General features: G+C 57.7%; 13 protein-coding genes and 1 tRNA gene. 4 read left to right on the top strand and 10 right to left on the bottom strand.

From position 1 onward, the window contains the following. Positions 1–127: 127 nt before the first annotated feature. From LEPTO7104_RS0102595 to LEPTO7104_RS0102565, 6 genes are all read right to left on the bottom strand, one after another. Positions 128–955, bottom strand: coding sequence for a DUF4397 domain-containing protein (locus LEPTO7104_RS0102595; RefSeq protein ID WP_155523493.1), 828 nt, complete (start codon positions 953–955; stop codon positions 128–130). Beyond that, on the bottom strand, positions 948–2,219 hold the full coding sequence (locus tag LEPTO7104_RS0102590; protein ID WP_017296984.1) for an APC family permease: 1,272 nt from the start codon (positions 2,217–2,219) through the stop codon (positions 948–950). Before LEPTO7104_RS0102590 ends, LEPTO7104_RS0102595 begins: the two co-directional genes overlap by 8 nt. Positions 2,220–2,966: 747 nt before the next feature. Beyond that, a complete protein-coding gene (locus tag LEPTO7104_RS0102580) occupies positions 2,967–3,782 on the bottom strand; it encodes an ABC transporter ATP-binding protein (RefSeq protein ID WP_017296982.1) in 816 nt (271 codons plus the stop codon). A gap of 98 nt (positions 3,783–3,880) precedes the next feature. Next, positions 3,881–4,816, bottom strand: a complete 936-nt coding sequence (locus tag LEPTO7104_RS0102575; protein ID WP_017296981.1) for an ABC transporter permease — start codon at positions 4,814–4,816, stop codon at positions 3,881–3,883. A gap of 104 nt (positions 4,817–4,920) precedes the next feature. Continuing rightward, positions 4,921–6,384 (bottom strand): ABC transporter substrate-binding protein, encoded by a 1,464-nt coding sequence (locus tag LEPTO7104_RS32455; RefSeq protein WP_017296980.1) that lies wholly within the window; start codon positions 6,382–6,384, stop codon positions 4,921–4,923. Positions 6,385–6,804: 420 nt separating this feature from the next. Further along, entirely contained in the window at positions 6,805–7,374 is a 570-nt protein-coding gene (locus tag LEPTO7104_RS0102565) for an ISAs1 family transposase (RefSeq protein ID WP_017296979.1), read from the bottom strand. 158 nt (positions 7,375–7,532) lie between these two features. Here LEPTO7104_RS0102565 and LEPTO7104_RS41485 point away from each other — a divergent pair, with 158 nt between their 5' ends. Beyond that, complete coding sequence (locus LEPTO7104_RS41485) at positions 7,533–7,724, top strand: DUF4058 family protein (protein WP_225886917.1); 192 nt, start codon at positions 7,533–7,535, stop codon at positions 7,722–7,724. Between the two features lie 309 nt (positions 7,725–8,033). Here LEPTO7104_RS41485 and LEPTO7104_RS0102555 read toward each other — a convergent pair whose 3' ends face one another. Continuing rightward, on the bottom strand, positions 8,034–8,405 hold the full coding sequence (locus tag LEPTO7104_RS0102555) for a hypothetical protein (protein ID WP_017296977.1): 372 nt from the start codon (positions 8,403–8,405) through the stop codon (positions 8,034–8,036). Between the two features lie 1,113 nt (positions 8,406–9,518). Here LEPTO7104_RS0102555 and LEPTO7104_RS0102545 point away from each other — a divergent pair. Beyond that, positions 9,519–9,803, top strand: a complete 285-nt coding sequence (locus LEPTO7104_RS0102545) for a hypothetical protein (RefSeq protein ID WP_051158469.1) — start codon at positions 9,519–9,521, stop codon at positions 9,801–9,803. A gap of 52 nt (positions 9,804–9,855) precedes the next feature. Here the strand turns inward: LEPTO7104_RS0102545 and LEPTO7104_RS0102540 are convergent, their stop codons facing one another. Together LEPTO7104_RS0102540 and LEPTO7104_RS0102535 are read right to left on the bottom strand one after the other, a co-directional pair. Next, positions 9,856–10,179, bottom strand: coding sequence for a hypothetical protein (locus LEPTO7104_RS0102540; RefSeq protein ID WP_017296974.1), 324 nt, complete (start codon positions 10,177–10,179; stop codon positions 9,856–9,858). A 125-nt stretch (positions 10,180–10,304) separates the two neighbouring features. Beyond that, a tRNA-Pro gene (locus tag LEPTO7104_RS0102535) sits at positions 10,305–10,378 on the bottom strand. Positions 10,379–10,740: 362 nt separating this feature from the next. Here LEPTO7104_RS0102535 and LEPTO7104_RS0102530 point away from each other — a divergent pair. After that, complete coding sequence (locus tag LEPTO7104_RS0102530) at positions 10,741–12,210, top strand: phosphoglucomutase/phosphomannomutase family protein (protein WP_017296973.1); 1,470 nt, start codon at positions 10,741–10,743, stop codon at positions 12,208–12,210. A gap of 265 nt (positions 12,211–12,475) precedes the next feature. Continuing rightward, entirely contained in the window at positions 12,476–13,480 is a 1,005-nt protein-coding gene (locus tag LEPTO7104_RS0102525; RefSeq protein ID WP_017296972.1) for a protochlorophyllide reductase, read from the top strand. A 92-nt stretch (positions 13,481–13,572) separates the two neighbouring features. On the opposite strand, the gene fusA is transcribed toward LEPTO7104_RS0102525, so the two are convergent. Beyond that, entirely contained in the window at positions 13,573–15,666 is a 2,094-nt protein-coding gene (gene fusA / locus LEPTO7104_RS0102520) for an elongation factor G (protein WP_017296971.1), read from the bottom strand. Positions 15,667–15,928: the final 262 nt, after the last annotated feature.

Below are 15,928 nucleotides of genomic sequence, written 5' to 3'. Positions count from 1 at the left end.
TCGGTAGAGATAGGATGATGAATTGCCTTGGCTAAGCTTACCCCTGAGGTTTGTAGATGCTCCATAAATACCGCAGCTGGCCCGCCGCACGGCAGGCCAGCTGCGATCGCCGGGTTTGCGCTGGGCCTCAGGGGGTTGGCTGAGCCAGCACAACCGCCAGGGGCTGAGAGCCTGCGGGACCGCCAGCGACAAAGACGGTGGTGAGCGTTTGGGCCTTCAGGTCGAGGGGCTGGGTCACCAGGGGGGTAGGTTGGCCTGGCAGGGCGATCGCCAGGCGGGTTGCGCCCTCTGCGGGCAGCGCCTCGCTGGCGTTGGGATAGGCCAGGGTCTTGGCCACCAGGGACTTTGAGTCTCCCTCTAGGGACATGGCCAGGGGGACGACGCCGGGGGCCAGGTGCATCAGCCGCACCTGGGGGGCCTGCGACTGGCTGCTCACCCGATCGCGCAGCAGCGTCATCTGGGGCAGATAGCCGTTGACCGCGTGGGCGTCAACGCCGCCCAAGATGCCCTTGAGTCGGGCCATGGCGGTGCGAGAATTGGGCTGGGGCGACTCGGGCACGAGGCCGAAGAGGGCCAGGGTGTAGCGATCGCTGGCCCCAATCCCGTAGGTGGCGCGCAATAGGGTCTGGCCGGAGGAGGCCACCGTCAGGGTGTAGCGTCCGGCGGGGAGGGCCTGGTAGTCGGACAAGCTCTGGTAGGAAAGATCCGCCAGCACGGTGGGGTCTGCATTCCCAGCCTGGGGCTGGGAATGCACTGTCAAACCGGCGGCGGGCATGAGCTGAGCGACCCGCACCTGGGCGGGGGCCTGGGCGGCGGCGGCGGTTTGCCACAGTCCGGCCAGCAGCGCGGCGCAGAGCAATCCCCAGCTGAATCGCCCCAGCCGCCTCACCAGCGGGTTAAGCCGTCTCAAACTGGGGCGATGCAGGCGGAGACGATTCAGAACAGATCTAATCATTGGCCTTGAGCCTCTTTAAAATCATCGGTCGCCCCACCATGGCCAAGGCCGCAAACCCGGCCAGCAGCGCCAGCGTCAGGGGGGCCAAAATCGCCAGCCGCAGCATCAGCACCAGCGCGATCGCCGCCGCGATCGCAACCCCCGTCCAGGGAATCCAGCGGTGGCGGGGCAGGTACTGGGTGGCAATCCAGTTGACGGTGCCAAAGGTGAACAAAAACACCAGACTGGCGGCCTCCACCAGCGTGGACAGCGACCCGATCACCGCCAGCAGAGCGGCCAGCGCGCCCAAAAAGATGACGGCGCGATCGGGCACATCCTGGGAATTGCGGTGCTTAAACCAGCGGGGCAGCTCGCCATCGTCGGCCACCCGCCGCGACAGCTTTGCGGTAGAAAATAGCGTTGAGTTGATCGCCGCCGCCGTGGCAAACCCTGCCGCCACCGTCATCACCAGCACGCCCAGACGCCCCGCCACCACTTCGGCGGCCACCGACAGCGCCACCTGCTTCTGGTCCACTACGGTCAGCGCTCCGGCCAGCATGGTGGCCCCCACCGACACCGCCGCGTACACCAGGATTACAAACAGCACCGCCGACAGCAGGGCCGGTTTCAAAATCTGCTTGGGACGTTTGATCTCGTCGTACTCGTAGGCCAGCAGCTGAAAGCCTTCGTAGGACATAAAAATAGACGCCGCCCCAATGCCTGCGCCCCAGATCGGGCGCGGCTCAACCCCGGCAACCAGCTGTACCGGGTCCCACCGCAGCAGACCCAGCACCCCCAGCCCAATCAAAATAATCAGGTTGCCCGCCACAATTACAATTTCCACAGAGCTGGTCTTGCCTGTGCCCATCAAATTCAGGCCAATCAGCAGGGCCATAATGGCGATCGCCAGTCCCCGCGTCACCCACGGCCCAGCCCCCAGCGCAAAAGCAACGTAGTGGCCAAAGGCATAGGCATAGACCGACATGGTCAGCACATAGCCCACGATCAGCATCCATGACAGGCTCCCGGCAACGCCCTTGCGGTGAATTTCCCGCAAAAATTCAAAGGCCCCGCCCCCCTGCTCAAACCGGTTGGCCAAAAAGGCGTAGCTGTAGGCCGAAGTCAGCGCCACAATGCCAGCGATGATGAAGCTCAGCCAGCTCCACTGCACCGCCACCGCTACCACCACGCCAAGGGCCGTATAGATACCGCCACCGACCATGCCCCCGGCGGCCAGCGCCCAGGTTGCAGCAAAGCCCAGCTGTCCTTGTTTTGTCTGGCCCATGGAAAACTTGAAGAGACTACAGGGTCGACGGGCACCGCGCCTGGGCACCACTGTGCGGTCAACCGTTGAAACAATGCCACGCTACATCGCCCCACCGAAGTCAGCATCTATCTGCGTAGAGAGCCCCAGATGGCTCCCCTAAACCCGCCGACAGAGGTTGAGAAGGGACGGCTGCGGCACCGCTGAACTGCGGCCTGGATTTGGGTGGAGCTGGCCCCTGCCAGAGGCGCTAATTTTTGATTCAGATTTGATTCAGATCTGTGTTCAGAAAAATTCCTCGGCACAGATATAGCCCTGGTTGACTGACAAAACTCTTGAAACCCTTAGAGGATGTTTGAAAAGCCCTATTTTTTTGTAGCAAAAGTGGAGATCCCCCTAAATTTCCCTACCCTGCGGGAAGCCGCAAGCGTCTATAAAAAGGGGGACTTTTACCCCCCTTTTTAAGGGGGGCAGGGGGGATCAGCAGGTAGCTAAAGCTACAGCAGATCACGTTTCAAACGCCCTCTCAGTGATGGAGGGAATGCAGACAGTCAGGGTTTAAAAGGCCGGATAATCAAAGCCGGCGATCGAATATTCTGATTGCCCGTTCAACCGCTGTGGGGGAGATGTTTCGCAAGTGCCTCAAACTATCAGCGAAAGTGAGGAGCAAATCGAGTAACCAGGGCACAAAACTTGATTACCGAACCCCGTTGTGAGCTGGACCAGTCGATTTGCATCAGTGGGTTTGGCCTTGACGCTGACAAGCACTTACAAGCATCCCTCCATGCTTTTCATGGTTTCTTCGCGGATGCACTCAAACACCTGGCGGTGCAGGTTGACAAACTCCGCCGAGAGGGTGTCGTCGAAGTGGCGGGGGCGGCGCAGGCCGATCGGTAGCTCGGCTTTGATGTGGCCGGGCTGTACGCCCATAATGCAGATGCGATCGCCCAAAAAGATCGCCTCCTCAATGTCGTGGGTGACAAAAATCACCGTGGTTTTCAGATCCTCCCAGATGTCCAGCAGCAGCTCCTGCATCATGTGGCGGGTCTGGGCGTCGAGGGCGGCGAAGGGCTCATCCATCAGCAGCACCGAGGGCGAGTTGACCAGCGCTCGCACAATGCTGGCCCGCTGCTGCATACCCCCCGACATCTGGTGGGGGTAGCTGTTGCGGTGCTTGTACAGCCCCACCCGGTTGAGGTAGTCGTGCACCAGTTCGGTGCGATCGCCCTTCGCCATGCCGCGAATCTTGAGCCCCAGCTCAATGTTTTGAAACGCCGTCTTCCAGGGCAAAAGTGAATACTGCTGAAACACAAAGCCGCGATCGGCCCCTGGCCTTGTAATGGGGGCCTGATCGACCATCACATAGCCCGCCGTGGGCTTGATAAATCCGGCAATCACATTCAGCAATGTCGATTTGCCGCACCCCGAAGGACCCAACAGACACACAAACTCGCCGGGCTGAATGCCCATCTGAATTGAATTCAGCACGTGAATTTCTTGGCCCCGATGGCGAAAGGCAACCGACAGTCCTTCCACCTGAACGGCGCCCTTCGTTGTCTGTCGCTGCTCTAGCTGCGTCATCATCACGTCGTAATTATCCCCTTGAATAATGGTCGAAACATGTTGCCTGCGCCCAGGGGCGAGTAGTCTCCCGCCCAGGTCTGAATGCCCAAACTGCTTTTCTAGGCGCTACCCTGCTTTTTAATCACCCGCCAGGGCATCAGCGCTTCCATGGCTCGGCTCACCGCCCAGGAGCTGGCCGCCCCCATCAGGCCAATCAGCAGCATGCCCATGACAATGGGAGGGTAGTTAGAGGTCACGTAGGATTCCCAGGTGATATAGCCAATGCCGTAGCGTCCGGCCAAAATTTCGGCTGTTACCAGGCAAAACCAGGCATTGCCCATGCCTATTACCAGGCCGCTTGCGATACTGGGCAGCGACCCCGGCACCACAATATCTTTAAAGATGTGCCAGGGCTTTGCCCCCAAACACTGCCCCACTCGAATCAGCACCGTATCGCTGAGGGTGCCTTCTACCCCGTTGATTGTGCTGATCAAAACCGGGAAAAACGCCCCCACAAAGGTGATAAACACCATCCCACTCTCGGCATTGGGAAACATCAAAATCGCCAGGGGAATCCAGGCCACCGCCGGAATTGGCCGCAGCAGTTCCAGGGGGGGCATCAGCAGGTCTTCGACCACGGCGAACCAGCCGATCATGATCCCCAGCAGCACTCCTAGCCCAGAGGCTACGGCATAGCCCCACAGCACGCGCGTAATGCTGGAGCGAAAGTGTATCCAGGGGCTTTCGGTAAAGAAGGTCAGCGTGGCCTTAAACACCTCCACCGGAGACGGCACAAACTGAAAATTGATAAAAAAGTCAAAACTGACTGCGCAGAGTATCTGCCAGACGCCAAAAAATATGCCCAGAGCCAGGACCCGCCGGGCCGAGCGATTGGCGAAAAATACGCCGCTCAGCACATTGCCCGTCTGACCTAGCCAGCGCGGATACCCTGCCCGCGAAACTGAAACCGCCATGGTGCGCCTCTCAATCACGTCAATACTTGTTAGCTGAATCTGTTGACTGGCAGCCACAGTAGGGCAAGCCGATCGCGCCATTCTGTTCCCTACGACCTCCACCAAGTGCCTAGAGGTGCAGCGTCGCTCACCTTAGAGCCGACTGCGGGAGTTTGAGGCGGCCTGCCCCGGTGGCCAGATTGACCCTAATGCTGTGCGCCAACCAGGACAGGTTGGCGATCGGCGTAGAGATCCTGCAATCCTCTAAAGGCGGTCATTTGACCACCCGTCTTCGAGGCGTAGGTTTGAGCATCAGACTGCAAGAGGAAGGCGGCCACCTGATCGCCGTTGCTGACAAAATAAGCGTTTTCTGCAAACAGCTTCCAGCCTTTGTTGTAGTCGTGAACAAACATGACGTCCGCCGCCTTACCGTCGTTCTGCAAGGTCGAGAGAGCCTTAACCATGTTGGCGATCGAGGCAAAATTAGTCACCTTTTCGTCGCCCTGAACCCAGAGCTGGGCCGCCAGTTTGGGATCTTTAATGTCTTCCCCGGTCAGAGCATCTTTGCCCTTAATTTGGTAGGCCTCGGCAGTGGCAATGACCTCGTTGTAGTCCAGCCCTAGCTCCTCCATGGCTGTGCGCAAATAGCTCTCATCAATCCAGTTGACGACTTCCTCTGGATCGACAGGCTTTTCAATTTTGCCCAGGCTGGTGAGGGTAGCAATGCTATTTTTGAGAGCGCTTACCTGCACCTCACCTATGGTTGGATCGAGAGGCTGCAAACCCGAGGGGCCTAAAAACATATAGACCACTTCTTTCTCAACGCCTGACCAATCTTCAATCTGAGCCGAAATACCCTCTGGGTCGGCCTGAAACATTTGATTGGCCTCAAGCACGGCTTTTAGGTAGGCCACCACAACTTCGGGGTACTGCTCGGCAAAATCTGAGCGCACAACAATACCGTGGAGGGTAGGCACGCCGGTTTGAGCGCCGTCAAAAATCTTTCTGGCAAAGCCTCGAAAAGGAAACAGCTCGCCGAAGGGCACAAAGTCCGCGTGGGCGTCGATTTGCCCGGTGCGCAGGCTAGAGCCACCCACCTCCGGAGCCTGGCTAATCAGCTTCACATCGGTTTCGGGGTCCAGCCCCGCATCGGCCAGCGCCTTCAACACCATGCCGTGGGCCGCCGAGCCAAAGGGCACCGAAACAGTGCCACCTTTGAGATCGGCCAGGGAGGTGGCCTTGCTATCTTTGGGTACGACTATCGCATTGCCAGCACCGCTAGGGCTGTAGGCTAGGGTGCCAATAAAAATAGAGTCGGCATCTTTAGCTTCCTGCTGAAATTTAATCAGGTTAATGACCGCTGGAAAGTCACCCATGAGGCCAATATCAATTTGATTGGCCAGCATTTTGTTGGTGATGGGCGGGCCAGAGGTATAGCTAGACCACTGAACGTCATACTTTACGCCCTTATACTTCCCGTCGGTCGGCAAATATTTTTCTAGCAGGTGCAGTTCACGGACTGTGGCCCCGCCAACGGCAGTATTAATGACCTGATCTTGAGTGCCGATCGCGACTCGAATTACCTTGCCAGAATTGCTTTCAGGGCCAGCCGAATCGCCGCCAGCATCAACCCCACCGGAGGAACAGGCTCCCACAAAAACAACGGACACTATTAACAGCCCTGAGGCTACTTTTTTCCGAGACCAACTGAGTAAATGACGCATATTTTTTCCTGCCTCAACTTATCTAAAGCCTATATATCCATCAAGCTTGGCTGGAGACTGTAAGCGGAGATACATCTCAATCTGTTCGATGTTTTTACCTATAAAATTATTTTTTGGTTCCATACAAGCTTCCTATAGAAGCGAGAAACCTTGCCGATGCTTAGCAATTAGTCACCATAGCTCAATCGCAAGCTGGGTTAGCTTTAGCGCAACCCAACAAAACCGTTACTGGTGTTGGGTTTTGCGCCGCTTAACACCAACCTACATCAGAACCTTTGTCAGTCAATCAGAGCAATTAGTTACCTAGCTCAGGAAGGTTTTAGGCGATATTTCTAGGTTTGAAGTAATGCCAATGGCAGGGTTGATTCATTGTAAGAGGCGGAAAATCTGCTCCACCTGGTTGGCTAGCCCTCGTACAGCAGCAGTGAGCGAATTGAACCCATTAAGTCGGAGCACGTTAATCGTAATGGAACGAAACAGCGAAGCATTGAGCAGGCCATTCGAGTCGCGGCCATAGGTCTTATCCTCATGAAGGATCGTGTCTTTTGGCCAATGCAATTGATTCTCAATGCTCCAATGTCCGCGCACCATGTCGTTCCAAAGTCTTGCCGTGGTTGCGAGAGAGCTGAGATAGTAGGCCTGATGGACGGAGCATCGGTCTGAGGTGCATCGCCGTCGTTCGACGCAGAGGACGTTTTTTGCACCCAACCAGCATTGAGGATCAAGACCTTTGGCCGAATATGTCCTGACTACCCACTGTTCTTGGCGACCATGTTGACTCTCAAAGGGCATTAAGGCGGTTTGACGCGGTTGGCGATAACGACAGATGGTCTCAATTTGACGATACAGCTTGCCTTGGTTCTCTTTGACCGCCACCACATAGTCATTGCCACCCTCAACCAGGCGCGATAGTGTTTTTTGGGGCGTGAAGCGCATCTAGGCTGAAGACCACTCCAGTCAGTTGAAGTTTCTCCAGCAGGTACTGCACCACCTTCAATTCACTATTTTCAGCCGTAGTCAGCGGGGCTAAGTCAACCGTGACACCTTGGCGTTGAGCAAAGACACTGACGAGCCCAACAAAGCGAGTTTTGCTGGTGGAAATAGATTTGCTGCGGGCCTATGACCCAATGGCGATGCACCCGATAGATACGGGGGCGGCATCGACAGCCCGGTATCGCATTTTGGTGAGTCGCTCAGAGTACCGCCCTCGGGCCGATCTCTATGAATTCTTCCTACAGGAACCGATTCCTGAGTTTCCGCTGCCGCTGAAAGCAGCGGGGGAGTAGGTGATCGTTGACTTGCAGCCGCTGGTAAACGGGATTTATGAGCGCAGTGGGTACGGCATTCGGGTAGATTATCCCCTGTGCCACCACCAGCCCTATCAGTGGAGGATCAAGCTTGGGTGAATGAGCGATTGCACAGCCGCTAACTCATGGTGCTGGCGGCCACTGACTGTGGCTTTAGGACTGCTGGAAAATGGGGCTGAGCTTGCGATGGCCTTTGGCCGGTCTTCGACCATCGCCCCTGTACCCTCAGAGAAAAAAAGGCTCGTAAGCCGTGCTCACGAGCCTTGAGAATTGGGTTTTGAGGATGGCTTAGGACGCGTTGGCCTTGGGGGTGCGGCGGCGGCGCTTGTATTCAGACTTTTTCTTGTAGCCAACGGCCTGAGCCTCGTCGCTGTTGGAGCCATACTGGCCGCGCACGGTTTCTTTCATCGCCATCACCATGTCGTGAAACTCGACCTCGGCCAGGCGAGCCGCATCGGAGGCGGCTTTGATCGCGGCTAGAAGTTCGGTCTCTTGTTGCTGTTTGGCCCGCATGGTTTCGTAACCGGCTTTGAGCGCTTCGGGGGTAGCCTCACTGCGAACGGGGATGTAGTTTTTGATGAAGCCCATGCCGTGGAAGGAGTCAATATCAGCCTCAATAGTTTTGGCCGGAACGCGACGGGAAAAGTCAACGGTGTTCATGGTTAGATACGCCCTGAATAGGGGTGGATAAGTGGGTTGATTTGGGTTGCGTGCAACGCAGCCGCAGGTCTGGGGCGATGACCTGTAGAAGCGGATTGAATTGTAGCAATGCGTTAACCGAGACGACGGCAGGGGTTGGTGTCTGATTGTCTCGCTTAAGGGCAGATTGCCCGGTAGCAACGGCCCAATCTCGGGAGAATTGGCAAGATTGTGCCCAGAGATGATGGGTTTCAATGAAGAAAAGATGAATCGGGCGGCGTAGAGAAATAGATATTGCAGGCGAACGGTTGAAGGGTGCGCTGCAACATTGAGTTTGCTGACGGATCAGGGTGTTTTAGATTGATGGCGGAATCATTTGCGACCCAAATACAAGGTTCTGTTCTATGAAAACAACGTTTTGCATTGATGGTGGAAGCATTTGCGGGTTCGGAGGAAAGGTTTGCTAGGGCGGCAGAATCATTCGCGGGTTGGGAGGAAAGATTCACGCCCGTGAAGGAAAGGTTTGCCAGAGTGGAGGAATGATCTGTGACGCTGAAGGAAGCCTACGTGAGGTCGAAAGGATGATCTGCCTAGGTAGATCATCCTTTTGGATGGGCGAAGGAAAGGTTTGGGCAGGCTGAAGCTTCTACCGAGCGATCAAAGGAACCTTTTAGGGGTTGAGATAAAAGTTTTACGGGAGCGAAGGAATGTTTTGCAGGGGCGGATGAGGGTTTTGGGTGGCAGATGAACCTTACCAGTGGCGAAAGTAAGGGTATGGGGCCAGCAATGGGGCTTTTCAGGGATGGTGCAGAGGTTAAAAGCCCCCAGGTATAAGATCTTGTTTTCTCAACCTAGGGTTTTGAGCAACGGTAACAATTCTTACTTGCGCCCGGTGCGCGATTGGACTAAATTACTGAGCTAAGGCTGTGTGTGTGCAGTCTGAACGTCCCAAAAATTTAGTCAAACGCCACTGGAAGGTGCTACCAACACCAACCAGCGGCTAACCCCTTCGACAGAACCGGCTGTCTCGGAGGCTAGGGCTATTATTGCCCAGGCCGCCCCGAACTGCACAACGTCAGGGCGGCTAAATTTTTGGGTTTCTTCCCCGTCGTTTCATCGGAAAGGAACCCGATTATGTTGTGTTTGCCATATTTGGTGTCGTCGGCCCGTCGGGGCGAAGCGACCAGTCCGCTGCTGCTTGCCAATCCAGAAGCCCAGCCGGGGCGCGAGCGATTGCGCCATCTGGTGATTGCCTCACCGGAGGGGGTGCGGGCAACGATTAACCTGCTGCATGTGTTGACCTATGCCGAGCAGCGGGAGTGGAGCCGGTTGGTGACAATACCAATCTCTGGGATTTTGATTACCCCAGAGCAAGGCGAGGTATTTAGTCTGCTGAGGCGCGACAGACAAATAGATTAGCCGTAAGCCAGCCCCCTCAGGTTTCTCAAATCTAGGGGGCTGGCAACAAACTTTATTTGGCCAGCGCTATGAGGGCTTCAAGGCGCTCAACTCGGTGTTGCTCTAGGCGGTCTTCGTAGTGCAGCAGCTCTTGGTGCTCGGTGTCGGTTAGTTCGCACCACTCGCAGCGATCGCGCAGATCATTGAGGCGGCTTTGCTCTGGGGCGGTTAGCTGCCATTGGATGACGGCTAACAGTGGAGCTTCGTCTGGATTAGCTAGGGCTTGGGGGGCAGGCTCGGCCAGTACCTCCAGTAGTTGCACTACGGCAGCCAGCTTGTTTTGCGGAATCTGGTCGAGGAGGGCGATCGCCCGTTGTCGGATATCAAGGGGAGGCATGGCAAAGGCGTGAGCAAGGTTTAGCTGTATGGTAGCAAGACCAAGGGATCGCCCCTGATTTAGTTAAGACGACACTAAAGTGTTAGCGACGACAACTAAACCGTTACTCGACAACAACAGAAGAATCGGGATGGCGGGATTCGAACCCACGGCCCCTTCGTCCCGAACGAAGTGCGCTACCAAGCTGCGCTACATCCCGTTTTTACTTGACTAGGGTAGCACAGCAGACCCCCACCGTTGGCAAAATTTAGGTTGGCAACAGCGATTCACAGCATTTAAAGCCTGCAACATCCAACAACCCAGCCCCAATATCCGCCGCGCCACGCGCCCCAACTAGCCCTCGCTTCCCTAAAGCGGCCACGCTGCGCCCTAACGCATCTAGCATTTGCGCTCAGGCCGCGATCGCGTCAGGACAATTCACCCATCTTTCAACACTTTCCGGCAAAACGAGGCGGTTGGGTAAATTGTCGGTAGTGCCGCTGCCCGAGCCGTGTCACCGCCGAAGTAAGCGGGTAAACTCAGAGAAAATCTGCTCTCCTGCTCTGATATTTGGAATCTGCTATGGCAGCACCCTCTGGCCCTATTCCAGCTACCCCAAAGCCCATCAAGTTTGGCACCGATGGCTGGCGCGGCATCATTGCCGCCGACTTCACCTTTGAGCGGGTGGCTCAGGTGGCGGCGATATCGGCCCATGTGCTGCACCGCTGCTTCGGGGCCGAAACCAGCAGTCGCACCGTGGCGGTGGGCTTTGATCGCCGCTTTTTGGGGGCCGAGTTTGCCCGCACCGCTGCCGAGGCGATCGCGGATCAGGGGTTTGACGTACTGCTCTCCCAGGACTACGCACCGACTCCGGCCTTTAGCTACGCCGCCAAGCATCGGGGGCTGCTGGGGGCGATTGTGATTACCGCCAGCCACAACCCTCCCACCTACTCGGGGCTGAAGATTAAAGGAGCCTTTGGCGGCTCGGTTTCCCCCGAGGTGACCAAGCAGGTGGAGGCGCTGTTGCCCAACCCGCCCGCCCCCCTTGGCGAGCGCGGCGGCATTGAAACCTTTGACCCCTGGCCCGACTACTGCGAAGCGCTCCAGGCCGAGGTCGATGTGGTCGCCATTCAAAAGGCGATCTCTAGCGGTAAGCTCACCGTGTTTGCCGACGTCATGTACGGCTCGGCCAGCGGTGGTCTGCCCCGCCTACTGGGCGAGGGCAGCATTCATGAGCTGCACAGCGAGGCTGACCCGCTGTTTGGCGGCAACCCGCCCGAGCCCCTCCCCAAGTACCTGGGCGAAATGCTGGAGACCGTCAAAGAGTACCCCTCCCAGGGCAGCGTCAAAGTGGGCCTGGTGTTCGATGGCGATAGCGATCGCATTGCCGCCGTCGATGGCCAGGGCACCTTCCTCAGCTCCCAGATTCTCATCCCCATTCTGATCGACCACCTGAAGTCGCGCCGGGGCTACAGCGGCGAGATTGTCAAAACCATCAGCGGCTCCAACCTGATTCCGGCGGTGGCCAAGCTAAACGGCCTGGAGCTGTACGAAACCGCCGTGGGCTACAAGTACATCGCCGATCGCATGCAGGATACCAAGGTGCTGCTGGGCGGCGAAGAGTCGGGCGGCATTGGCTACGGCCACCACATTCCCGAGCGCGACGCCCTGATGTCGGCCCTCTACGTATTAGAAGCCGTAGTGGCCTCTGGGATGGATCTCAGCGACTACTACCGCAGCCTGCAGGAGAAAACCGGCTACTTCTCCGAATACGATCGCATTGACCTGCCCTTGTCCAGCATGGAAGTTCAGGCCAAGCTGCTGAACGCTCTCGCCACCGCCCCGCCCCAGGAAGTTGCCGGTAAAGCGGTGACAGGGATTCTCGATATCGACGGCTACAAGCTCACCCTGGCCGACGGCAGCTGGCTGCTGATTCGCTTTAGCGGCACCGAACCCGTGCTGCGCCTCTACAGCGAGGCCAAAACCCTCGATGAGGTACACAAGCACCTGCATTGGGCTAAGGATTGGGCCAGCTCGTTTACCCAGGCTTAGGGGGTGATGGGGTGATGAGGTAATGGGGTGATGGAGTAATGGGTCAACCCCCTACGCCCCACGCCCTTACGCCCCCACGCCCTTACGCCCCCACGCCCCCACGCCCCCACGCCCCCACGCCCCCACGCCCCACGCTCCCACGCCCCCGCTCTCTACTAAGCTCATGTAACACCACCTCAAAAAACATTAAGATACTGCATCACTGTTCATGCAATCCTTAACACTGGAAGGTCTAGAAACGATTTTTCAGTCTTAGAAGATAGCTATGGAACAGCAGAAAACAGTCATTGTTACCGGGGCTTCCTCTGGGGTGGGGCTAAACGCCGCCAAAGCCCTGGCCGATCGCGGCTGGCACGTGGTAATGGCCTGCCGCAATCTCGACAAAACCAAGCAGGCCGCTCAAGACATCGGCATGGCGAGCGGCAGCTACAGCATTATTCGTCTCGATCTCGCTTCCCTGGCCAGCGTGCGCCAGTTTGTCAGCGACTTTCGGGCTACCGGGCGCAGCCTGGAGGCGTTTGTGGGCAACGCCGCCGTCTACTATCCCCTGCTCAAAGAGCCGATGTACAGCGAAGACGGCTATGAGATCAGCGTGGCCACCAACCACCTGGGCCACTTCCTGCTGGCCAACCAGCTGCTGGATGACCTCAAGGCTTCCCCTGCCGCCGACAAGCGCCTGATCATCCTCGGCACCGTCACCGCCAACCCCAAGGAGCTGGGCGGCAAAATTCCCATTCCCGCACCGCCCGACCTGGGCAACCTGGAAGGCTTCGAAGCCGGGTTCAAAGCGCCAATCTCGATGATCAACGGCAAAAAGTTTAAGTCAGGCAAGGCCTACAAAGACAGCAAGCTCTGCAACGTGCTCACCATGCGCGAGCTGCACCGCCGCTACCACAGCGAAACCGGCATTACCTTTAGCTCGCTGTATCCAGGCTGCGTGGCCGATACGCCCCTGTTCCGCAACCACTTTAAGGCGTTTCAGACCATCTTTCCCTGGTTCCAAAAGAACATTACCGGCGGCTATGTGACCCAAAAGCTGGCCGGGGAGCGGGTGGCCGACACCGTCACCGACCCCGAACTCAAAGAGTCGGGCATGTACTGGAGCTGGGGCAACCGCCAAAAGCCCGGTCGCCGCTCCTTTGCTCAGGAGGTCTCGAATGAGGCCCAGGACGACGCCAAGGCCCGCAAGCTGTGGGATCTCAGCGCCAAACTGGTAGGGCTAGATGACGAGACCGCGCGGAGCGTGCCCGCTGCCGCTGGCTCGGTTTAACGGTTTCTCGCCCCGCATCTATTTACACAAAACGCCTCGGCCAGACCTGACCGAGGCGCTCTATTTTTTATCCGAAGCAGTTAGCTAGTGGCCTACTTGGCAGCGGCGGCCTGGCGCTCCTTGGCCTCTTTGATCACTTCCTCGGCCACATTGCTGGGGCAGGGGGCGTAGTGGGAGAACTCCATGGAGAACTGGCCTCGACCGGAGGTCATGGTGCGCAGGTCGCCAATGTAGCCAAACATTTCGCTCAGGGGCACGTCAGCCTTCACCCGCACCCCGGTAGCACCGGGATCCTGGGACTTGATCATGCCGCGGCGGCGGTTGAGGTCGCCGATTACGTCGCCCATGTAGTCGTCGGGGGTGAACACGTCAACTTTCATGATCGGCTCCAGCAGCTGGGGACCAGCCTTGGGCAGCGACTGACGGTAGGCGGCGCGGGCGGCAATTTCGAAGGCGATCGCCGACGAGTCCACCGCGTGGTAGGCGCCGTCGGTGAGGGTGACCTTGAGGTCAACCACCGGGTAGCCCGCCAGTGGCCCTTTGTCTACGCTGGTCTCAAACCCTTTCTGCACCGCAGGCCAAAATTCGCGGGGTACGTTACCGCCGGTTACCGCCGACTCAAACTGGAAGCCGGTGCCGGTTTCGCCCGGCTCGATCACATAGTCGATCTTGCCGTACTGACCCGAACCGCCGGACTGCTTCTTGTGGGTGTAGCTATCGACCAGGCGCTTGGTGATCGACTCGCGGTAGGCCACCTGGGGCTTGCCCACTTCGACTTCAACGCCGTGGGTGCGCTTGAGAATGTCCACCTTGATGTCGAGGTGCAGTTCGCCCATGCCCTTGAGGATGACTTCGCCGCTCTCTTCGTCGGTCTCCACCTGGAAGGAGGGATCTTCAGACACCATCTTGCTGATTGCCATCCCCATTTTCTCGTTGTCGCCCTTTTTCTTGGGATACACCGCAATGGAGATCACCGGGTCGGGGAAGACCATCGGCTCCAGGGTGGCGGGGTCTTTGGGGTCGCAGAGGGTGTGGCCGGTCTGCACGTTCTTCATGCCGATCAGGGCCACGATGTCGCCCGCCTGGGCCGACTCCACCTCTTCGCGGTCGTTGGCGTGCATTTCGACCAGGCGGCTGACCCGCTCGGTCTTGCCGGTGAAGGTGTCGAGAATGGTGTCGCCCTTCTTCACCTGACCTGAATACAAGCGGGTGAAGGTGAGCGCCCCGAAGCGATCGTCCATGATCTTAAAGGCCAGCGCCCGCAGGGGTTTGTCGGCATCGGCGTAGGCCAGCTTGCCGGTGGGGTTGCCCTCCAGGTCGATTTCGGGCTGGGGCGGCACTTCCAGAGGGTTCGGCAGGTAGTCTACCACCGCATCTAGCACTAGCTGTACCCCTTTATTTTTAAAGGAGGAGCCGCAGTAGGTGGGGAAGAAGGCCAGATCGCGGGTGCCCTTGCGAATGCAGGTCTTGATCTCGTCGAGGGTGATCTCTTCGCCCTCCAGGTACTTGTTGAGAATGTCGTCGTCCTGCTCGACGGCCAGCTCAATCAGCGCCTCGCGGTACTCTTCGATCTGGTCCTTCATGTCGGCGGGAGGCTCTTGAATCTCGTAGTTTTCGGGCTTGCCCGACTCATCCCACACCCAGGCTTTGCGGGTGAGCAGGTCGACTACGCCCACGAAGTCGTTTTCGGTGCCGATGGGCAGCACCATGACCAGGGGCTTGGCCGCCAGCACGGTTTCCACCTGTTTGATGACGCGGTAGTAGTCGGCCCCGATGCGATCGAGCTTGTTGACGTAGATCACGCGGGAAACTTTGGAGTCGTTGGCGTAGCGCCAGTTGGTCTCCGACTGGGGTTCTACACCGCCGGAGCCGCAAAATACGCCAATACCGCCGTCGAGCACCTTGAGGGAGCGATAGACCTCAATGGTGAAGTCAACGTGGCCGGGAGTGTCGATGATGTTGAGCTGGTGCTCTTTCCAGAAGCAGGTGGTGGCCGCCGACTGAATCGTGATCCCCCGTTCTTGCTCTTGCGCCATGAAGTCGGTGGTGGCGGCACCATCGTGAACCTCACCAATTTTGTGGATGCGGCCGGTGAGGGCGAGGATGCGCTCGGTGGTGGTGGTCTTGCCTGCGTCTACGTGGGCGAAGATACCAATATTGCGATAACGGGTGATGTCTTTAGCCATAACTGCTTCTCCGGATTCTGGGCGATGGGCCGCTGGTGACCATCTTCATGGGTTACTCAGACGGGGTCTGGGTTGTCGATTTAGTAGCCTTGACAACAGAAAACTCTATCACGACACCATGACTGGCACGAGACCATGACGGGGAGTCTGAGCTGGAGCCGAGGCAACAACACCTATTTATGAACTATTGTAAAACCCCCTGACACATCCGTGAAAGGGGGGAAGAGTCATTACTGGGTTCTTTACCCAGGATAGCCGCCAT

The organism is Nodosilinea nodulosa PCC 7104 (genome assembly GCF_000309385.1).
Lineage (GTDB): Bacteria > Cyanobacteriota > Cyanobacteriia > Phormidesmidales > Phormidesmidaceae > Nodosilinea > Nodosilinea nodulosa.
This window is presented reverse-complemented; position numbering and strand designations above follow the sequence as displayed.